This is a genomic window from Bradyrhizobium sp., assembly GCF_035701725.1.
GTDB lineage: Bacteria > Pseudomonadota > Alphaproteobacteria > Rhizobiales > Xanthobacteraceae > Bradyrhizobium.
On record NZ_DASSRP010000303.1, the window covers coordinates 1 to 20,672 of the forward strand.

Genomic DNA, 20,672 nt, shown 5'->3' on the forward strand with positions numbered 1-20,672 from the left:
TCTTGCGGGATATGCCGAAATCCCGGCAGACCTCCGTCATTGCCTCACCGTCCAGCAGGCGGGCGACAAAGCGCAGGCGCTCTTCCATTACCGAACTCGCTTTCCACGGCATCCACACCTCCCGCAGAACAAAAGCGGAATGTGTAACCCATGTGTCCGGTACGTTCTGTCACCTATGTTTCGGGCCGCTCATCTTCAAGATATGTGACGGATCAGTACGGCCCGCCTGGGCCGCCACTGATGTCGCGCACTTCGCGGCCCCAGACCGCTTCATCATTCCGGTTGTGGTTCCCTCAGCGGCCACAAAGAATCCTGCAAGGCACGAGTGGAAGGCTTCTTTTTGGCAGAGTGCGGAAAATATTTTCCGATACACGCACGAGGCGAACATGTCGCGCACTTCTCTGCCTCCGGTGCTGTGATAGGATTTTTGGGCCTCGCGAAGAATTCGCGCATTGAGGTTTTCAAAAAACAACGTCGCAGCCGCAGGGCTGCCTGAGGGAGAGACGCGATGAAATCGACGCTCAATCGATCCGTTTTTGCGCTCGCAACCATCCTTGCCATCGGCGCCGCCGGCCCGGTCGCCGCGCAGGACAAGGGATTGAAGAAATATGAATCGGGCAACAAGGAATTCTGGACGCATCCGCCGGATGACTGGTTCCTTGGCGACGAGACCGAGGCGCAGAAAGGCCTGGCGCCGCCCTCTGGGCCGCCGACAGGCGCGTCCGACGCCGAGCTCGCCGCACTGATCAAGAAGATCAAACTGCCGGAAGGTTTCAAGATCGAAGTCTACGCCTCGGGCGTACTTGCCGCGCGGCAGATGGCCTGGGGCGACAAGGGCACGCTGTTCGTCGGCTCCTTCGGGCTCGGCAATGTCTATGCTATCAAGGACGTTGGCGGAAAGAAAGAGGTCAAGACCATTCTCAAAGGTCTGAACATGCCGACCGGTCTCGCCTTCAAGGATGGCGCGCTCTATGTGATCGCGGTCGACAAGCTGATCCGCTACGACAATGCCGAGGCCAATCTCGACAATCTCGGCCAGGGCAAGGTCGTCTACGACGACATGCCATCCTATGCCGCGCATGGCTGGAAGTATCTTGCGCCCGACAAGGACGGCTGGTTCTACGTTCCGTTTGGCCCGCCCTTCAACATCGGCATCCCGCCGACCAGCGTGTCCCAGATCCGCCGTGTCGATCCAAAGACCGGTAATGCCGAAATCGTCGCGCTCGGCGTTCGCAACAGCGTCGGCGGCGATGTTGATCCGCGCACCGGCAAATACTTCTTCACCGAAAACGCCCGCGACTGGATGAGCGATGACATCCCAAGCGACAAGCTCAACATGGTGTCAAGGCTCGGCGAACATTTCGGCTATCCGTATTGTCATCAGGGCGATCTTCCGGATCCGAAATTCGCAATGGGGCACCAGTGTTCGGAATTCACCCCGCCGGTGCTCAATCTCGGCGCGCATGTCGCTCCTCTCGGCATGAAGTTCTACACCGGCGATCAATTCCCACCCGAGTACAAGAACGCGATCCTGATTGCCGAGCACGGTTCGTGGAACCGGCACAAGTATCAGGGCGCGCGCATCGTCCGCGTCAACGTCGATCCCGACGGCAAGAACGCCAAGCAGACGGTGTTCGCCGAAGGCTGGATCGAAGGTGACCAGGGCTATCTCGGTCGTCCCGACGACATCATTCTCGACAAGGACGGATCGATCCTGGTTGCGGATGATTGGGCTGGCGCGATCTACCGCATCAGCTACAGCAAATAGGCTTGGCGCCTTCGGAACTGTCTGGGCTGCGGTTGCTTGAACAGGCAGCCGCGGCCCCTCAGTTTTGATGGTACCTGGAACGGAAGACAGGTCGGGAGAGACGAAAATGCGCAGCCGAGTGCTCTTTGCGACCTTCTTCGGGCTCGCGCTTCTCGGCGCCGCCAATGCCGCCGACCTCGAGGCCGGCAAGAAAAAGGCCGAGGTCTGCGCCGGATGCCACGGCGACGTTGGCATTTCTCAAACCGAAAACATTCCCTCGCTCGCAGGACAACCGGATCAGTTCATTCAATGGCAACTGGTGTTCTTTCGCAGCGGCGCGCGCAAGAACGAGCAGATGCAGCCGATCGTCGAACAGATCGACAACAACGACATCCGCAATCTCGGCGCCTATTTTGCTTCGCTCGCGCCGCCGAAAGCGACCGCGCGGGACGACAATCCCGAGCTGTCGCAAAAGGGCGCGCAAGCCGCGGTCGGGCGCCGCTGCGCCTCGTGCCATACCGATAGCTTTGCCGGCACCAAGGCGGTGGCGCGGATCGCCGGCCAGCGCGAGGAATATCTCATCAAGGCGCTGCACGATTACAAATCCGGCCTTCGATCCGGCGGAGGCGTGGCCGCGATGGCCGACGTCGCCTATCCCCTAAGCGAAGAAGAGATCACCGCGCTCGCGCATTATTTGGCGCATCTGTAGTTCGTCGTCATTGCGACGAGCAAAGCGGCGAAGCAATTGAGAGCCTCTGGTGACAACCCGCCGGATTGCTTCGCTATCGCTCGCAGTGACGCCGGGATGGCTACAGCGCTTCGTCACCTACCTCCGCTGGTTCTCATACGCCTTCAGATGCGTGTAGGCCACTTTCAGCTTCGGCACCAACACCTTCGCGGCGTCGGCACGCGCAATCAGATCGCCGATCACATGATCGGCCTCAACCTTCGCGCCCGCCTTGATATCGCGGAACATCGAGGCTGTCAGTGGCGAGCCTTCCGCGGTCAGCATGCCCTTGGCGCGCTCGGAGAATGGGCCGGTGGGCGCATGCCCCTCGCTTGCGGCGATCGCACTGCATTCGTCGAGCATGCCAAGGATGAAGTCCCTGCCGCCTGGCGCCGCCAGAATATGGCCGACGGAGGCGCGCATGGTGCTGGTCGAGGCGGCGAGCGAGGCCAGAAAGACCCACTTCTCCCACATGTCCTGGATAACTTGCGCGCTCGCCGCGGCGCCGAATTTGCCGCTCGACAACACCTCGGCGATCGCCTGCACCCGATCCGTCATCTTTCCGTCGCGCTCGCCGAACCCGAGCGATTGCATCGGCGTGAGCTGAACGATCTCGCGCTGCTCGTTGAGCGTGACCGCAATCGCGCATTGTCCGCCGAGCACCGCTTTTGCGCCGAAGCGCTGCTCCAGAATGCCCAGGTGCTTCATGCCATTGAGCAGCGGCAGGATGGCCGTGTTCGGCCCGACAGCCGGTGCAAACGATTTGATCGCGTCGTCGAGGTCGAACGCCTTGCAGCTGAGCAGCACGAGATCGAATTTTTCGGTCAGCGTATCCGCCTGCACGGTGGGCGGATTTTGCAGCGTCGCGTCGCCATTGGGACTCTTGATGATGAGGCCGTGCGATGCAAGTTCGCCTGCGCGTTTGGGACGGACCAGAAACGTCACGTCGCGGCCGGCCTGCAGCAGGCGGCCGCCGAAATATCCGCCGATCGCACCGGCTCCGACGACTAGAATACGCATGGGTTGATTCCTTTATTGTATTCGATCCGCAAACAGAAAGAAGGGGCAGCGAATAGGGAGCATTCCTTCTATTCGCTATTCGCCACTCGCTGCTTGGTCTTTCTTGCTATTCGCCCTTCGCTCGCTTACCACTTTTCACCGAACGGGCGTATCTCGAGTTCAAACGTCCAGGCGCTGCGCGGCTGCTGGTAGAGCTGCCAATAGGATGCCGCCACCGAAGCCGGCGGCATCAGCAGGTCCGGATTGTCGAGTGCTTCCTTGCCCCAGAGCTGCTCGCGGCGCTGCCGCACCCAGGCGGTGTCGACGCCGGAATCGATGATCAGATGGGCGACGTGGATGTTCTTCGGCCCAAGTTCGCGTGCCATCGATTGCGCCACGGCGCGAAGTCCGAACTTCGCGCTGGCAAAGGCCGCAAAGCCGCTGCCGCCGCGCAGCGAGGCCGTGGCGCCGGTGAAGAAGATGTTGCCTCTCCCGCGCGGCAGCATCAGCCGGGCCGATTCGCGGCCCGCGAGGAAGCCGGCCCAGCACGCCATCTCCCACACCTTGCGAAATACCCGGTCGGTGGTTTCCAGAATCGGGAAATTGACGTTGGCGCCGACGTTGAAAATGGTCACCTCTAGCGGCGCGTGTGCGTCGGCATCGTTCAGGAAGGCGGCGATCTCGTCTTCTTTCCGCGCATCAAGCGCGCGCGCCACGATCGATCCGCCCGCCGCCTCGATGTCGCGGACCAGTGGCTCGAGCTTGGCGCCGTCGCGCCGGCCGGCGAAAACCGTAAATCCCTCGGCGGCGAATTTCTTGGCGATTTCGGCGCCAATATAATCGCCGGCGCCGATCACGGCCACGGTGGCATTGCGCTTCTGCATGGGCTCTCCTTACTGCGTCATTGCGAGCGAAGCGAAGCGTCCAGATTGCTTGCAAAGAGTGGATTGCTTCGTAGCTTTGCTCCTCGCAATGACGACGGTCGTCACTTCCCTGTCAGCATCTCCTCGACGTCGCGCAGCTGTTCCTTGCCGAAAAACATCTCGTCGCCGACGAAGAAGGTTGGCGAACCGAAAGCGCCGCGGTCGACCGCGTTCTGCGTGTTTTCGATCAGCTTTGCCTTCACCTCGGCGTCGCCGGCGCGCACCAGCAGCCGTTTGGCATCAAGCCCGGACGAGGCGAGCGCGGCGAGCGCCACTTCGGGATCGTCCATCTTCTTCGGTTCGACCCACATGTGATGAAAGGCAGCATCGACGTATTTCTCGAATACGCCCTCCATGTGCGCCGCGATGGCCGCGCGCATCAGGTTGAGCGTGTTGACGGGAAAGAACGGATTCCAGGTGAAGGGTCTCACCCCGAACCGTTTGAGAAAGCGCCGGGTTTCGATCGCCTGGAATTCCCGCTTGTTCTTGATGCCGGCCAACGTCTCGGCCGGCGATTTGTTGTTGGTGGCCTTGAAGATACCGCCGAGGAGGATCGGCACATAGTCGAACTTCACGCCGATCCGTTGTTCGATCGCCGGGATCGCCTCATGGCTGAGAAAGGCATTCGGGCTGCCGAAATCGAACAGGAATTGCGGCGCAGTGACGCTCATGACGGCCTCCCGGGGATTTCATTTTGTCGGGCCATTGTGGCGCAACGCAAGCGTTGCGTCCACAATGTTTAATGACGATCGTCATACTTTGATCGCCGGGCAGCTATTAGGCCTGCTCCAGATCGTCGCGGTCGCTGAAGGCAAGCTGGACGATGTGGTCGCGGATATCGTCGGGCCAGGCCGCGATCAGTTCGCTGAAGCGCCGTCGATCCTCGGCGAACAAAGCGCGCGAGGCTTCCTCGAAGCCTTTGAAGTTGCCCGCCATCGCCGACATGAAGTGATAGGCGGCATCTCTGGCAGCACGATGACGGTCGCGATCGCCGTTTGCACGGCGGGCTTCCTCGACCAGTTTTCGCAAGGCCACTGACGCGCCGCCGGGCTGGCTCGCCAGCCAGTCCCAATGGCGGGGCAACAGCGTCACCTCGCGCGCCACGACGCCGAGTTTCGGCCGGCCACGGCCGCGAGGTTCCGATTCCGGCAATTCGACTGGCATTGCCGCCATGGCCGGACGCGGCAGGCGGGCGAGCACTTCCTCGTCGCTGCCGCGCAGATCGACATCCACGGATCGTCCGCTCGCGTCGTCAAAGATGAGGATCGGCTGGTGACCCGTCGGCTTGGCGCTTTTCCGAATCCCCAGCGCGACCTCGGCGAGCGTGCCGGAGATCAGGCGGCGCGGCCCCAGGAAGGCCGTGAATTGTCCGCTGGAAATCATCAACATTGTCCCCTTTTACATCTGAGCCTCATATTTATACCCGGGTAAATATCAGGGTCAATATCATCCGGGTTAAAATTGCCAGCGTTGGCAACCGGTCGCCATTCACAGCCTTCGCTGCTAGGGAACTTCAGGCGGGTGGGCGCCCACCCGAACCACTCATGCGGAAACGCTCCGATGCTGACCGTTCATCATCTCAACAATTCCCGTTCCCAGCGCGTGTTGTGGCTGCTGGAGGAACTCGGCGTCCCCTACGAGATCGTGCGCTATCAGCGTCAGCCCGACATGCGCGCGCCGGCCGAGCTGCGGGCGATTCACCCGCTCGGCAAATCACCCGTCATTACCGACAACGGCAACACCATCGCCGAGTCCGGCGCGATCGTTGAATATCTTGTCGACACCTACGGCAACGGCCGCCTGATTCCGCCGCCGAAGACGCCGGAGCGCCTGCGCTACACCTACTGGCTGCACTATGCCGAAGGCTCGGCCATGCCGCCGCTGCTGCTGAAGCTGCTGTTTACGCTGATGCCGAAGCGCGCGCCGGCCTTGCTGCGTCCCTTGGTGCGCAAGGTTTCCAATCAGGCGCTGGTCGGCCTCGTCATTCCGCAGCTCAAGCAGCACATGGCCTTCTGGGAAAGCGAACTGGCGAAGAGCGAATGGTTCGCCGGCGACAAATTTTCGGCCGCCGATATCCAGATGAGCTTTCCGCTCGAGGCGGCAGCAGCGCGCGGCGGGCTCGACCAAGGTCATCCGAAGGCGATGGCGTTTCTCGAGCGCATTCATGCGCGGCCCGCTTATCAGCGCGCGCTTGAAAAAGGCGGACCTTATGTGGTCGGCCGGTGAGGCCAGCACCTGATGATGCCAGCTTCCAAATCACACCGGCTACTCGCCGGCCGCTTCCGCGCCGCGGGTGCGCGGATCGGGCGCGCCGAGTAATCCATTCGACGTAACCGCGATCGAATTCGCCGAAGTCTGTCCCATCGGTTCGACGACCTTGTGGCCCTTGGCCCTGAGCGCTTCGAGCGTCGCCTCGGCAAAGCCGTGCTCGATCCGTACCTCATCGGGCAGCCATTGATGATGCAGGCGCGGCGCGGCGACCGCGGCGGCGACATCCATGTGGTAATCGAGCACGTTTACGATCACTTGCAGCACCGTGGAAATGATACGGCTGCCGCCGGGCGAACCCGTCACCAGCACCGGCTTGCCATCCTTGAGCACGATGGTCGGCGACATCGAGGACAGTGGCCGCTTGCCGGGACCCGGCAGGTTAGCGTCGAAGCCGACAAGGCCGTAGGCGTTCGCCGCGCCGGGCGCCGCGGTGAAATCATCGAGCTCGTTGTTGAGCAGCACGCCCGTGCCCTCGGCAACCAGGCCGACGCCATAGCTGAAATTCAGGGTGTAGGTGTTACTCACGGCATTGCCGAAGCTATCGACCACGGAAAAATGCGTGGTGTTGCTGCCCTCCCGCAAAGGCGCGGTGGCCACGGCATCGATCCAGGGCGTGGCTCGCTCCGGATCGATGCTCGCGCGCTGCCTGGCGGCGTAATCCTTCGTAATCAGGGTCGCGACCGGCGCGCTGACGAAAGCGGGATCGCCGAGGTAATGCGCACGATCGGCATAAGCACGTTTCATGGCCTCGATCAGGACATGCAGGGAGTCCGCCGAGCCTTGCTTCATCTGCGAAAGCGGGAAGCCTTCGAGAATATTGAGGGTCTCGACAAGTCCGACGCCGCCGGAGGATGGCAGCGGCATCGAGACGATGTCATAGCCGCGATAGGTGCCGCGCACAGGCGCGCGGATGACCGGCTGATAATTCCTGAGATCGTCCGATGTCATGATCCCGCCGGCGTCCTGAACGGCTCTGGCGAGCTTCTCGGCGACCGACCCTTCGTAGAAGCCGCGCGGCCCCTGGTTGGCGATCGCCGTCAGCGTGTCGGCAAGATCGCTCTGCACCAGACTGTCGCCTTCGCGCAGCGATGTGCCGTCGGACCGGGAAAAGATCTTCGCCGACGATGGCCAGCGCACCAAGCGCCGGTGCCAATCCGGCAAGCTGTCGGCACTGTCATCGGCGAGGATGAAGCCACTACGCGCGAGATCGATCGCCGGCTGGATCAATTCGGCCAGCGTGAACTTTCCCGAGCCATATCTTTCGAGCGCCAGCGCAAATCCCGCCGGCGTGCCGGGCACGCCGATCCCGAGCGCGGAATCGCGCGATTTGGCGTTATCCGGTTTGCCGTCAGGTCCCAGGAAAACCGTCGGCGTCGTCGCGGCCGGTGCCGTCTCGCGATAATCGATCGTGACGTCTTCGTGCTTGTCCGCGGAATGAATGACCATGAAGCCGCCGCCGCCGATATTGCCGGCGCGTGGATAGGTCACGGCCATGGCAAAGCCGGTGGCAACCGCCGCGTCGACCGCGTTGCCACCGCGCTTCAAGACGTCGCTGCCGATGCGCGCGGCGATCTTTTCCTGCGCCACCACCATGCCGTGCTCGGCCGCAACGGAATGGACGGCATCCGCGGCGGGCGGCGTGTAGAAGCCGCGCCGTAGCTCCTGCGCCCCAGCGAGACCGAAAGACGAGAGAAGCAGCAGGCCCGCGGCGAAGATTTCCCGCCGCGTGATCATGAACGACCTCATCGATCTTTCTCCGTGAAAGCCCCTGGAATAAGCAAGCCGCGCGTGACCGCGAATGCTATATGGTCTTTGCCAGTGGCGGAAAAAGGTCACTCCGCGTCCGGAATCTGGTATTCGCAATCACGACATGGTGGCGATGACGTCAGACGCGGATAGGGCCGATCGGGGGCATCCATATCCACCGCGATCCGCGGTGGTCGGATGGATGTTGTTCGCCTGGGCGGCCGAACCGTTCTTCACGTTGATTACGACTTTCGTGTTCGCGCCCTACTTCGCAACCCACGTCGCTGCCGATCCCGCCAGCGGTCAATCGCTATGGGGCTTCGCGACAGCCGCGGCGGGCCTGACCATCGCATTGCTGTCGCCGGTGCTTGGCGCGATCGCGGATGCCGGCGGCCGCCGCAAACCGTGGATAGCAGCCTTCGGCGCGCTTCTGGTCACGGGCGCCTCGCTGATGTGGTTTGGAAGTCCGGGCACCGCCGGCATCATTCCGCCTTTGCTTCTGGCCTATTCGGTGGCCATCATCGGCGCCGAATTCGCCATCGTCTTCAATAATTCGATGATGCCGACGCTGGTGCCTCCGGAGAAGATCGGGCGGCTGTCCGGCACCGGATGGGCGACCGGCTATGTCGGCGGCATCCTCAGCCTTGTTCTCGTGCTCGGCTTTCTGGCCGCGAACCCGGAGACCGGACGCACCTTGCTCGGCTTTACGCCGTTGTTCGGGCTCGATCCTGTCAGCCACCAAGGCGACCGGATCGTCGGCCCATTGACCGGCGTCTGGTTCATTGTGTTTGCATTGCCGATGTTTTGGCTGACGCCGGACTATCCGGCCAAGCGTCCGCTCCGGGCCGCCTTGCGCGAGGGCCTAGCCGAACTAAAGCAGACATTGCGCGAAATGCCGAAGCGAAAATCGCTCAGTGCGTTTCTGCTGGCCAACATGATCTATACGGACGGATTGGTGTCGCTGTTTGCCTTCGGTGGGATTTATGCCGCCGGCACCTTCGGCTGGAGCACGATCCAGATCGGCACTTTCGGCATTATTCTCGCAGTCGCCGGCACATTCGGCGCCTGGCTCGGCGGCAAACTCGACGATTCTTTCGGCCCGAAACGCGTGATCGCCGGCGCTATTGTCGTTTTGCTGTTCGCCATCACGGCAATTCTGCTGGTGGACAAGAGCTCGATCCTGTTCATCGCGGTGACACCGCCGGCACCGGGCGGCGCGCTGTTTGCGGCACCGGCCGAGCGCGCCTATCTGGTGCTGGGATGTCTGATCGGCGCGGTCGGCGGCCCGTTACAGGCGGCATCGCGAACGTTGCTGATTCTCCTCGCCCCGAAAGATCGCATCGCCCAGTGTTTCGGCCTATTTACGTTGACCGGCAAGCTGACGTCATTCGTCGGCCCTCTGCTGATCGGCGTCATCACGGCCGCGACCCAAAGCCAGAAGGCCGGCATGGCGACGCTGGTCGTGTTCTTTGTCGCCGGGCTTGCGCTGCTCGCGCGGGTCAGGGACTAGTGGAGTGGATTTGACATTCGCTACCGCGTGGCCGCGAGTTCAAAAGGCGAATGTCAAACCAAGACTCCACTGGAAACCTATATTTGCTCGTGGTCACTTGATTCTAACATTTGCAAAAGTGTCCGCTGCGATGGGATGCAAATGTTGGAATCCGACCACTAGTGACGGAAATGGCGCACGCCAGTAAACACCATCGCGATGCCGTGCGCATCGGCGGCTTCGATCACCTCATTGTCGCGTACCGAGCCTCCGGGCTGGATCACTGCGGTGGCACCGGCCTCAATACAGGCGAGCATGCCGTCCGCGAACGGGAAGAACGCATCCGATGCCACGACCGAGCCCTTGGTGAGCGGCGCCGGCAGCTTTAATTCGCGCGCGGCGTCCTCGGCCTTGCGCGCGGCGATGCGGGCCGAATCGACCCGGCTCATCTGGCCTGCACCGATACCGACGGTGGCGAGGTCCTTGGCGTAAATAATCGTATTGGATTTGACGTGCTTGGCGACGCGGAAGGCGAATTTCAGGTCGCGCATTTCGGCGTCCGACGGCGCGCGCTTGGTCACAACCTTTAATACCATGTCGTCGACTACCGCATTGTCGCGGCTCTGCACCAACAGGCCGCCGGCCACGGTTTTCGTGGTCAGGCCCGGTGCGCGCGGATCCGGCAATCCGCCTGCCAGCAACAGCCGCAGATTCTTCTTGGCTGCAACAATCGCAATCGCTTCCTGCGTGGCGTCGGGCGCGATGATGACTTCGGTGAAAATTTCAGTGATGGCACGCGCGGCCTGCGCGTCCAGCGTCCGGTTCAGCGCAACGATGCCGCCAAAAGCGGACGTGGAATCGCAGGCTAGCGCCTTGCGATAGGCGCTGAGAAGATCGGCGCCTTCGGCGACCCCGCAGGGGTTGGCGTGTTTGACGATGACGCAGGCGGCGGTGCGGTCAGCATCGAATTCCCCGATGCATTCATAGGCCGCGTCGGTGTCGTTGATGTTGTTGTAGGAGAGTTCCTTGCCCTGAATCTGCAGGGCGGTCGAAACACCGGGCCGACGTTCGGGCGTGCGGTAGAACGCGGCGGTTTGATGCGGATTTTCACCGTAGCGCAGCGACTGGATCAGGCGGCCGCCGAACGCGCGAAACTCGGGCGTCTCGATCGCAAGTTCACGTGCGAACCAGTTCGAGATGGCGGCATCATAGGCCGCGGTGCGGGCATACGCCTTCGCCGCAAGGCGCCGTCGCAGGTACAGCGTGGTTGACCCCTGATAATTCTTCAGATCATCGAGAACAGTTTGGTAGTCACCGGCATCAACCACCACCGCGACGTCGTGATGGTTTTTCGCCGCGGCACGGATCATCGCGGGACCGCCGATGTCAATATTCTCGATGCAGGTCTCGAAATCGGCGCCTTTATCGACGGTCGCCTCGAACGGATACAGATTGACCACGAGCAGATCAATCTGCGCGATGCCGTGCGTCTTCATCGCACTGATGTGGTCGGATTTTCCGCGGATGGCGAGCAGTCCGCCATGCACTTTCGGATGCAGCGTCTTGACCCGCCCATCCATCATTTCGGGAAAGCCGGTCAGCTCCGAAACATCTCTGACCTTCAACCCGGCCTCCGCGATGGCCCTCGCGGTGCCGCCGGTCGAAATGAGTTCGACGCCGTGCAGCGCCAGTGCGCGCGCAAATTCGAGCAGGCCGGACTTGTCGGATACCGACAGCAGGGCGCGGGTGACGTGACGAAGTTGATCGGTCATGGGCAAGGTCCTCCATCCAAGGGGTGCTTTTGCCCAGGCGCGCGGCGAATACTCTCGCGCTTCCCGATGGTGCTCCATCCAAAGTCGCCAGTCGCGCGAGCAGCGGGCTGATTAGCAGATTTTGCAGGCGCTCTCAACGACAAGGTTTGAGCCTTGTCTGTCGCGGTCCGTCCTTACAGCGGCAGTTCCGGTTCGCGGCGGGCACTACGCCGTGCAGCGGTGGTCGCGGGCGAGGAGGTCGATCGCACGAAACTCCAACGCACCGCAGGCGCATGATGCGAATCCTGCCGGATCACAATCTGGGAGGTGCGGCGCGGTCCGTCATTGCCGGCCAGAAACACGCTGTCTTCCAGCTCAACTCGGTCATCGAGCGCCTCGAAGGTCCAGACGTCGCGGTTGGGCAGCACCAGCATGACGCCTCTCGCGTCGCTGAGCCGGTTAGCTTTCACCGCTGGATGCAGGTGAAACCGCAGCGCGTAGTCGGTCTCGCGGCCTTTGCTCCGTCCATCGGACGCCAGAGCCACGGTGTCTTCACCATCAAGCCGCGCCCCGTCGGGCGAGAGCATCAGCACCCGCCGGTGGATCACGCCGAACCGGTTGACATAGCCGTCATGCGAAGTGGTGAGCAGCGTGCCGTTGGCCACGGCTTCGCGGTGGCTTTCCACAGCCGTCGGTCCGCTGACGATGGGTGCGCCTTGCAGCAGCCGTTTCATCGCGGAGAATTCCACGAACTGGCAGGAAGACGTGTCGTGATAGGTCAGCGTCGAATGCGCCGATGTACCGCGGGCAAAGCTGCGCCAGTTGTCGCGGCCGGTCGACGGCATGCCGCAATTGACCACGATGCGGCTTGTGCCCGAGGACAATTCGAACGACAGGCAGCCGGCATGGGCGTCCTGACTCACGCCTGGCGGCGGCGAGGCGCCTGCATCCATGATCACGACGGTGCTGCCGGCATCCAGCCGCTGAAAGCCGGTATGCGGCATGCTGGCCATCGGCGTGCCGTGGGTGTCGTCATAGGCGAGCAAGGTCGCGAGCACGTCGGAGGGCGTGCCGCTCATGCCGTTGAACAGGGCGAAGTTGCCATCGCCGTGGCGGAAGAACCGCAACATCGGCATCATGCGGTCGATGGCATTCAACAGCGCGGGCGGCGGTGCGATATTGCGCGCGGCAAAGGTCTGCCGCAGCGGCAACAGGTCGGTGAGAAGTTCGATCAGCGCGCCGGGGTTGCGTGAGATGTGCCCGCCATCGGGCAGAATCTGGCGCTGCAGCTCTTCCGAAAGCCTGCGCGCCGCGGTGCGGATGTGGCGGGCCTGATTGGCAAGACACAGCGAGGCATAGCACAGCGCTATCTGCACTTGGAGCCGCGGCACGCCGTCGGCGATGTCGATCATGGCCGCATGCAGTTGGCGGATTTCGCGCGCAAGTCCGCGCAAGTAACGACGATAGAATTTGCCGTCGGTTTCGCCGAGCACGAGCGGGGCCTGCGACAGCAGCGAGATGACGCGGCGCGCCAGCACGTCGGCCCGGCGCGCCATCGGCCGCTTGTGGTTCGGGTTTGAAAGCCAGTCGTCGACCAGCGCGCGCGCATTGGCCCGCGTCAGCGCGGTATCGGCCGCGCGCAAGTGACGAAGCCAGCCGAAACCCAAAAGAGCCGCTTCCCAATCGTCGGACGGCGGCTCGAGTTCGAAGATCGAACGGCCATGGCAGGTGACGATCTTGCCGGCGAAGACGAACCGGCCGGCATAGATCTCGGCGGCGCGGGTGGCGTCCGCGGTACGCAGATCGTGCGGCGCGATGATCAGGCGGTCGGTGCGACCCGGCCACAGCGACATCAATGCCACTGAGCCGCTGCCTGCCCGCGCCATCAGGTTGCGTGCAACGCGGCTCAGGATCAGCGTCGAAATACGTCTGCGTTGCGCGACCGACACGCCCTGCCTTGATTGGGAAAGATTCTTTCCGGATCCTTTTAATCCGGAAACGTCGCCAAAACACCACCTTGAAGGGGACGAATCAGCACGGGCAGGGCGAAAAGTGGTGCAAAATCAGCATTTAGTCGATAAGTCCGGGCAACTCATTGCTTCCGGTGCGGTTTTGAATTCGAAGTTCCGGTCTCGAACCTGTTGCGAACCGATAGGAACTTCACGTTCGCCGCACCAGCCGCGCCGCATAGAAGCCGTCCAGGCCCGCAAGACGGGGGTCCGGATGGGGCAGGTGGCAGGGCAGCGTGCGCAAATCGCCGTCACGGGTGAGGATTTCGCTTAAGCCCGCAACTTCGCCGGCTTCGATCGGCACCCGCTGGAGCGCATTTTCGGACCTCAGGAGGTCCGCGATCACCTGCTCGCCCTCTTCCGGTTCCAGTGAACAGGTGCAGTAGACCAGCACGCCGCCGACCTTCAGTGCCGCAACCGCGCCTTGCAGCAGCCGCTTCTGGGTCGCCGCCAACGGCGCGATATCGGATTCCTGTCGCAGCCAGCCGATGTCCGGGTGGCGGCGAATCGTCCCGGTCGAGGTGCAGGGAGCATCGATCAGGATGCCGTCAAACCCGTCGCTGGCATGCTTGGCAAGCCAGTCGGCGCCTTCGGCCACCGCAAACGTCGCATCCAGTGACAGCCGCGCGAGGTTGTCGCGCAGCCGTGCCATGCGGGCGGGCGATCGATCGACCGCGGTCACGCGCGCGCCGCCATGGGCGAGCTGCGCGGTCTTGCCGCCGGGCGCAGCGCAGAGGTCGAGGATGTTCTTGTCCTTGAGATCGCCGAACAGACGCGCCGGCAACGCCGCGGCCGCATCCTGCACCCACCACTGGCCTTCGGAAAAACCAGGCAGCATCGTCACCGATCCCTGCAGCACGGTGCGGACCGAGCCGGTCGGCAACGTCTCGCCGTGCAGCCGCGTCGCCCATTGCGACGGATCGGATTTGACCGTGATGTCGAATGAGGGCTCCTGTCCGATCGCATGTGCAATCTCGGCCGCGGTTGCTGCGCCGTAATTGGCCGACCAGCGCGCGAACAGCCATGGCGCGACGTCGAGGTTTCTCGATTTTACCTCTTCGATCAGCGGCACGCCTTCGCGCGCACAACGACGCAGCACCGCATTGACGAGCCCGGCATATTTCGCCGCGCGGCGGTCCGATTGTACCAGCCGCACCGAGAGATCGACCGCGGCGTGATCCGGTACGTCCATCCAGAGAATTTGCGCGGCGCCAATCAGCAACGCGCTTTGGGCGCGGGGCGCGTCGGTCGGAATGCCGCGGTCCAGTAATCGCGAAAGAACATGGCCCAGCGTGCCGAGCCGCCGCAGGATCGTTGCGACCAGCCGGCGCATCAGCGCGCGATCGCGATCGGAAAGGCTTTTCAGTCCGGGATGGGCGGACGCACCGTCGAGCTGTTCGTCGAGCGTGCGGTGCTTGTGCAGGACGCCATCGAGGATGTCGGCTGCGATCCGCCGCGCCGCCAGGCCGGGCGCTTCAGACGGCAAAGCAAAACGTTGCGGGGGCATGGGGAGGGAACATCTTGTAATCGGGCGCCGCAAATCGCATGTCAGCTCATGCGAAGCGGCAGGAATCGCTTTGGCATGAGAATATGCCAATTGTAAGAATCCGGCGTATGACTTTGATCTGATACCGGAGGCGAACAGCGATGACGGACGATCCATCAAAGTCTGGTCCGGGTGTCCAGCCCCAAGCCAATACCCAAGCCAAACGGCTCTCGCCGGCGGCTGAGCGCGCGCTGGCGGAGGCCGAAGCGCGGCGCAAGGCGGCCGCCAATGAAACTGCAGCGCGCCCGAAAGAGTTTCAGGGCCCGAAGGGCCCCGAACCGACGCGCTATGGCGACTGGGAGAACAAGGGCATCGCCTCGGACTTTTAAGCGCGAGGCGCGTTCTCTAATTTTTGATCAGCGCGTCACCACGACCGTGGTGCCGATCGACACCCGTTCGTAGAGATCGCTGATGTCCGGATTGAGCATCCGGATACAGCCGTAGGATACGAAACCACCGACCGAGCCCGGCATGTTGGTTCCATGAATGGCGTATTCGCCGCCGGCCAGCGTCATGGCGGCAACGCCCATCGGATTGCGCGGCGATCCGCCGGGAATGACATCCGGCAGCTGCGGCTTGTCGCGCTTCACTTCCGCCGGAGGAGACCAGGCCGGATTGCGGTATTTGCCGCTGATCCGCGTCGTGCCGGCCCACTGCTTGCCGTACTTGCCGACACCGACCGGGTAGCGGACGGCGCGGCCCTCGCCCAGCATGAGATAGAGGCGCCGTTCGCCGGTCTTCACGACGATCGTACCGGCCGAATATTCGCCGTTCACCCCGACCATCTCAGGACGTGCCTGAGCGGTGTTGGCCGCCAGGAGCCCGGCGCCGAGGGTGGCCGCCGCCACCGCCATTCTCAAAGACATCGATCTCTCCACTACGTCGCGCGCTGTCCCGATCAAACCGCGCTGGCCGTAATTATTAACCGCCTCCCTTAACCCGGCGTTGTGCAAGCGGGGGTGGGGCGGGTCATTGCGGAAGGCAGAGAAGAAAATGTTGGAAACAAAGTAAATGACCTGAAAACCACAGTGCCGGAGGAAACGTCCGCGCGTCCCTCATCGCGAGATGACATTGGCGTGAGGCGGATATTTGCGGCCCCGTTTTTGGCGCAAAGAGAGCGGCCGTGACCCCTTCCGCGCGATGCGCCAATCTCTCCGCAACTGAAGCTTCCCTCTGCCAGCCTTTCGTTTCGCTGCGCCAGCATGCGGCCGAGTCTAGCGCGAGGTCAAACACCCAAAGTCGAACAGCGCGCCGCGAACGGCGCGCTGCGGATCTTCCAAGCCGGCGGAGCTCGGCGGTTAAGCCGATTTGTCTTTGCGATTCTGGCGATGGTTGACGAGGTCGTCGACCACGGCCGGATCGGCGAGTGTCGAGGTGTCGCCGAGGCTTCCCGGCTCGTCCTCGGCAATCTTGCGCAGGATGCGTCGCATGATCTTGCCGGAACGGGTCTTCGGCAAGCCCGGCGCGAACTGGATCTGGTCCGGCGAGGCGATCGGACCGATGTCCTTGCGCACCCACGCCACCAGTTCCTTGCGCAGTTCTTCACTCGGCTCGGTGCCGGCCATCAGGGTGACATAGGCATAGATGCCCTGGCCCTTGATGTCGTGCGGATAACCGACCACGGCGGCTTCCGACACTTTTTCATGCGCGACCAGCGAGCTTTCGACCTCGGCCGTGCCCATGCGGTGACCCGACACGTTGATGACGTCGTCGACGCGGCCGGTGATCCAGTAATAGCCGTCGGCATCGCGGCGGCAGCCGTCGCCGGTGAAATACTTGCCCTTGTAGGTCGAGAAGTAAGTCTGCTCGAAGCGGGCGTGATCGCCATAGACCGTGCGCATCTGGCCCGGCCACGATTTGGTGATGCAGAGATTGCCGGTCGCTTCGCCTTCCAGCACCTTGCCGTCGGCGTCGACGATCTGCGGCACCACGCCGAAGAACGGCCGCGTCGCCGAACCCGGCTTGAGCTTGGTGGCGCCGGGCAGCGGCGTAATCAGAATGCCGCCGGTCTCGGTCTGCCACCAGGTGTCGACGATCGGACAGCGATGATCGCCGACGACGCGGTGATACCACTCCCAGGCTTCCGGATTGATCGGTTCACCGACCGAGCCGAGCAGCCGCAGCGAGGCGCGCGAGGTCTTCTTCACGGGATCATCGCCCGCCTGCATCAAAGCGCGGATCGCGGTCGGCGCGGTGTAGAAGATATTGACCTTGTGCTTGTCGATGACCTGCCAAAACCGGGAATTATCCGGGTAATTCGGCACGCCTTCGAACATCAGCGTGGTCGCGCCGTTGGCCAGTGGCCCGTACAGAATGTAGCTATGACCGGTGACCCAGCCGACGTCGGCGGTGCACCAGTAGATGTCGCCATCGTGATAATCGAACACATATTGATGGGTCATCGAAGCGAAGACCAGATAGCCGCCCGAGGTGTGCAGCACGCCCTTGGGCTGGCCGGTCGAACCCGACGTATAGAGAATGAACAGCGGATCTTCCGCGTGCATGTGCTCGCACGGGCACTCCGTCGTCACCATCTCGGCGGCCTCGTGGTACCAGAAATCGCGCGACGGATTCATGTCGACCTTGGCGCCGGTGCGCTTGACCACGATGACCCAGTCGACCCCGGTGGTCTTGGCGAGGGCCGCATCGACATTGGCCTTCAGTGCCACTTTCTTGCCGCCGCGCAAGCCCTCGTCGGCGGTGATGATCACCTTGGACTGGCAGTCGTTGATGCGCTGGGCCAGGCTGTCGGGTGAAAATCCCGCGAACACCACCGAGTGGATCGCGCCGATCCGCGCGCAGGCCAGCATCGCGTAGGCCGCCTCCGGAATCATCGGCAGGTAGATGGTGACGCGGTCGCCCTTCTTCACGTTGCGGGTGCGCAGGATGTTGGCGAACTTGCAGACCTCGTCATGGAGCTGCTTGTAGGTGATGTGCTTGGATTCGGAGGGGTTGTCGCCTTCCCAGATGATGGCGGTCTGGTTGGCGCGATCGTGCAGATGGCGGTCGATGCAGTTCCAGGCGACATTGAGCACGCCGTCCTCGAACCACTTGATCGAGATGTTGCCGGGCTCGAAGGAGGCATTCTCGACCTTGGTGAAGGGTTTCATCCAGCCGATGCGTTTGCCATGCTCGGCCCAGAAACCGTTGGGGTCCTTGACCGACTGCGCATACATCTCGCGATATTTGGCGTCGTTGACCCAGGCGCGCTTGGCCCACTCGGCCGGTACGTCATAAATTTTATCCGACATTCGATCATCCTCCCCGGCACGCGGCCAACAATTATGAACGGCCACCGTCTTCATTTCTTGCAATCGATTATGCGCTCGCGCGGACGGCAACGACAAGCGCAACAAGTACGACCTTCGGCGCACCTTTTCGTTGCGCCGGATCAATTCGCGCGCCTCTTGTTTTTGGCATTCGACATCGGCGGTTCGAACCCGCCCTCCGGCGCTCGGGGAACGGCGGATTCGCCATCGCAGGGCAGGGCTGCGTTGGATCCGAAGGGTAATTAGAGACCGTCTCGGAAAAAACAGGGGGTGGCGTGTTGAGACTTTCCCCCCTAAATGGCCCCCTTGGCGGGAAAACCCGCACCGGGAACAAAGCCAGGCCAACTGGCATTAGCAGGGTAAGCATTGGAGCAAGGCGTCTAAAGCTATGATGGATCAGCAGAATTTTGTGGCACCGCAACCTGGCGGGGTCGATCCTGAGGTAGCTTTGGCCAAGGCTTTGGGGCAATGGCCCAAAGCCACCGATAAGCCGGCTCAGGCCAGGCCGCGCGCCTCGCGGCGCAAAATGACGCAGGCGAGCGCCCCCGCGGTCGAGATTTTGGCCAAGGAATTGGGTCTGACGCTCGGCGAGCAGAGCCAGCTCACGATCCGGCGCATCAAGCGCGGCAAGAGCTATTCCTTCGTCCGCGCCAACGGTTCGCACATCCGCGATGCCCGAACCATCCGCCGGCTTCATGCGATGGCGGTGCCGCCGGCCTATCAGCACGTCCGTTATTCGCCCGATCCGAATTCGCATTTGCAGGCCGTGGGGCGCGATGCCGCCGGCCGCCTGCAATATCGCTATCACGCGGACTGGGAAAAGGTCCGCGAGCACCGCAAGGCGCATCGCCTGGCCAAACTCGTCAGCGCGCTGCCGAAAATTCGCCGTCACGTTTCGGCGCATCTGGCGGGCGACGAGCCGACGCGCGAATTCGCGCTCTCCGCCGTGATCGAACTGATTGCGCGCACCGCGATCCGTCCCGGCAATGAGAGCTATGCGCGGATGAACGGCACGCGCGGCGCCACCACCATGCTCAAGTCCAACGTCACGCTCGAGCACGAGCGCTTCGTGCTGTCCTTCAAGGCCAAGGGCGGCAAGGCCGTGCGCAAGGAATGCGACGCGCCGAAACTTGTCCGCGCGATCCCGATTCTGCACACGCTGCCGGGCAGGCGGCTGTTCCAGTATCGTGACGCGTCGGGCATCGTGCGCAGCGTTTCCACCACCGCCGTGAATGCGTTTTTGCGCGAGATCTCCGGCATCAAGATTTCGCTGAAGGATTTCCGCACGCTGATGGCTTCGGCCGTGGTGCTGGAATCCTTGTCGCGGGTATCGCCGGCGGCGAGCCAGCGCGGCCGCAAGCGCCAGGTCAATGACGCGATCCGCGCCGCCGCCGATCGGTTGTCCAACACGCCGGCGATCTGCCGCAAGAGCTATGTGCATGACACCATCGTCACGGCGTTCGAGGACGGCATTCTCGAGCGCTTCGCCGCGACGATGAAAGGCCGCCGCACCCAGAAGAAGCGCGAGCAGCTTCTGGCGCAGGTCGTGGTCGCGGCGGCGGCGTAAAGGCACCTGTTTATCCGTTCATTTCGTCATTCCGGGATGCGCGAAGCGCAGACCCGGAATCCATTGTGCCACACGAGCACGGGGAGACGTGGATTCCGGGCTTGCGCTGACGCGCGCCCCGGAATGACAACAAATGGACACGCTTCCGCATTGCCCGCGAAGCAATTTGCCTCCGAGTTCCGCAAAAATCATCCTTCCCCTCATCAGAGGGCGCAGGGAATGCCGGACGCTTGGCGCGCCCACAGCCTCGCACGCAAAAGAAAAAAGCGTACGAGTTAGTCACCGCGAGCTTCGCCAGAGGCACTCCGGCATTCCCCGCGCGAATGGTTTTAACGGTGTCCTTCGTGCTCGCCCCGGAGACCGGGCTTTGTTGTCTCCGTGGGTGACAACGCTCCTCGCGTTGCACCGGATATCAGCGTCGGGATATCAGGCCCACACGACTTCGCCGTCCGCGACCGGCGCATCCGTCTCATGCGCCATCACGTCCACCGCATCCCGCGCCAACGTTTAGTGACGATCGCGAAACGCCCCTCATCAAGAGCGCGGGACGCGCGAAGAACTGCCAGTGATTTGCCCGACGTCGCAAGCACAAAGTGACTGCGACCAATTGGCACGACGGGCAAATCAG

The 20,672-nt window shown here is 62.7% G+C and carries 16 protein-coding genes, 1 pseudogene and 1 riboswitch; of the genes and pseudogenes, 6 read left to right on the plus strand and 11 right to left on the minus strand.

What is annotated here, in order from left to right; genetic code table 11:
• Positions 1-112: pseudogene (locus tag VFL62_RS17910) on the minus strand (IS481 family transposase); the annotation flags it as partial.
• A gap of 396 nt (positions 113-508) precedes the next feature.
• Between VFL62_RS17910 and VFL62_RS17915 the strand changes: the two are divergent.
• Both VFL62_RS17915 and VFL62_RS17920 read left to right on the plus strand, forming a co-directional pair.
• On the plus strand, positions 509-1,768 hold the full coding sequence (locus VFL62_RS17915) for a PQQ-dependent sugar dehydrogenase (RefSeq protein WP_325173717.1): 1,260 nt from the start codon (positions 509-511) through the stop codon (positions 1,766-1,768).
• Between the two features lie 106 nt (positions 1,769-1,874).
• On the plus strand, positions 1,875-2,456 hold the full coding sequence (locus VFL62_RS17920) for a c-type cytochrome (protein ID WP_325173718.1): 582 nt from the start codon (positions 1,875-1,877) through the stop codon (positions 2,454-2,456).
• Positions 2,457-2,573: 117 nt separating this feature from the next.
• On the opposite strand, the gene panE is transcribed toward VFL62_RS17920, so the two are convergent.
• The 4 genes from panE to VFL62_RS17940 form a co-directional block, all read right to left on the minus strand.
• A complete protein-coding gene (gene panE, locus VFL62_RS17925; RefSeq protein WP_325173719.1) occupies positions 2,574-3,494 on the minus strand; it encodes a 2-dehydropantoate 2-reductase in 921 nt (306 codons plus the stop codon).
• Between the two features lie 125 nt (positions 3,495-3,619).
• Positions 3,620-4,357 (minus strand): SDR family oxidoreductase, encoded by a 738-nt coding sequence (locus VFL62_RS17930; RefSeq protein WP_325173720.1) that lies wholly within the window; start codon positions 4,355-4,357, stop codon positions 3,620-3,622.
• A gap of 101 nt (positions 4,358-4,458) precedes the next feature.
• Entirely contained in the window at positions 4,459-5,067 is a 609-nt protein-coding gene (locus VFL62_RS17935) for a 2-hydroxychromene-2-carboxylate isomerase (RefSeq protein WP_325173721.1), read from the minus strand.
• Positions 5,068-5,173: 106 nt separating this feature from the next.
• Positions 5,174-5,779, minus strand: coding sequence for a DUF2239 family protein (locus VFL62_RS17940; protein WP_414644760.1), 606 nt, complete (start codon positions 5,777-5,779; stop codon positions 5,174-5,176).
• A 177-nt stretch (positions 5,780-5,956) separates the two neighbouring features.
• On the opposite strand from VFL62_RS17940, the gene VFL62_RS17945 reads away from it, so the two are divergent.
• Entirely contained in the window at positions 5,957-6,622 is a 666-nt protein-coding gene (locus VFL62_RS17945) for a glutathione S-transferase (protein ID WP_325173723.1), read from the plus strand.
• A 39-nt stretch (positions 6,623-6,661) separates the two neighbouring features.
• On the opposite strand, the gene ggt is transcribed toward VFL62_RS17945, so the two are convergent.
• Entirely contained in the window at positions 6,662-8,413 is a 1,752-nt protein-coding gene (gene ggt / locus VFL62_RS17950; protein WP_325173724.1) for a gamma-glutamyltransferase, read from the minus strand.
• A 124-nt stretch (positions 8,414-8,537) separates the two neighbouring features.
• On the opposite strand from ggt, the gene VFL62_RS17955 reads away from it, so the two are divergent.
• Positions 8,538-9,923: an MFS transporter gene (locus tag VFL62_RS17955; RefSeq protein ID WP_325173725.1), complete on the plus strand. Its 1,386-nt coding sequence runs from the start codon at positions 8,538-8,540 to the stop codon at positions 9,921-9,923.
• Positions 9,924-10,081: 158 nt separating this feature from the next.
• Here the strand turns inward: VFL62_RS17955 and purH are convergent, their stop codons facing one another.
• The 3 genes from purH to VFL62_RS17970 form a co-directional block, all read right to left on the minus strand.
• Complete coding sequence (gene purH / locus VFL62_RS17960; protein ID WP_325173726.1) at positions 10,082-11,674, minus strand: bifunctional phosphoribosylaminoimidazolecarboxamide formyltransferase/IMP cyclohydrolase; 1,593 nt, start codon at positions 11,672-11,674, stop codon at positions 10,082-10,084.
• 24 nt (positions 11,675-11,698) lie between these two features.
• Positions 11,699-11,779: riboswitch (ZMP/ZTP riboswitch) on the minus strand.
• Between the two features lie 68 nt (positions 11,780-11,847).
• Complete coding sequence (locus VFL62_RS17965; RefSeq protein ID WP_325173727.1) at positions 11,848-13,602, minus strand: heparinase II/III family protein; 1,755 nt, start codon at positions 13,600-13,602, stop codon at positions 11,848-11,850.
• Between the two features lie 211 nt (positions 13,603-13,813).
• Positions 13,814-15,169: an RsmB/NOP family class I SAM-dependent RNA methyltransferase gene (locus tag VFL62_RS17970; protein ID WP_325173728.1), complete on the minus strand. Its 1,356-nt coding sequence runs from the start codon at positions 15,167-15,169 to the stop codon at positions 13,814-13,816.
• Between the two features lie 140 nt (positions 15,170-15,309).
• Here VFL62_RS17970 and VFL62_RS17975 point away from each other — a divergent pair, with 140 nt between their 5' ends.
• Positions 15,310-15,537 carry a succinate dehydrogenase assembly factor 4 gene (locus VFL62_RS17975; protein WP_325173729.1) on the plus strand — a complete coding sequence of 76 codons (228 nt, stop codon included), beginning with the start codon at positions 15,310-15,312 and terminating at the stop codon, positions 15,535-15,537.
• Positions 15,538-15,564: 27 nt separating this feature from the next.
• Here VFL62_RS17975 and VFL62_RS17980 read toward each other — a convergent pair whose 3' ends face one another.
• Complete coding sequence (locus VFL62_RS17980) at positions 15,565-16,074, minus strand: L,D-transpeptidase (RefSeq protein WP_325173730.1); 510 nt, start codon at positions 16,072-16,074, stop codon at positions 15,565-15,567.
• Positions 16,075-16,506: 432 nt separating this feature from the next.
• Positions 16,507-18,459, minus strand: a complete 1,953-nt coding sequence (gene acs / locus VFL62_RS17985) for an acetate--CoA ligase (RefSeq protein WP_325173731.1) — start codon at positions 18,457-18,459, stop codon at positions 16,507-16,509.
• A 406-nt stretch (positions 18,460-18,865) separates the two neighbouring features.
• Here acs and VFL62_RS17990 point away from each other — a divergent pair, with 406 nt between their 5' ends.
• Positions 18,866-20,044 carry a DNA topoisomerase IB gene (locus tag VFL62_RS17990; protein ID WP_325173732.1) on the plus strand — a complete coding sequence of 393 codons (1,179 nt, stop codon included), beginning with the start codon at positions 18,866-18,868 and terminating at the stop codon, positions 20,042-20,044.
• The last annotated feature ends 628 nt before the right edge of the window (positions 20,045-20,672 follow it).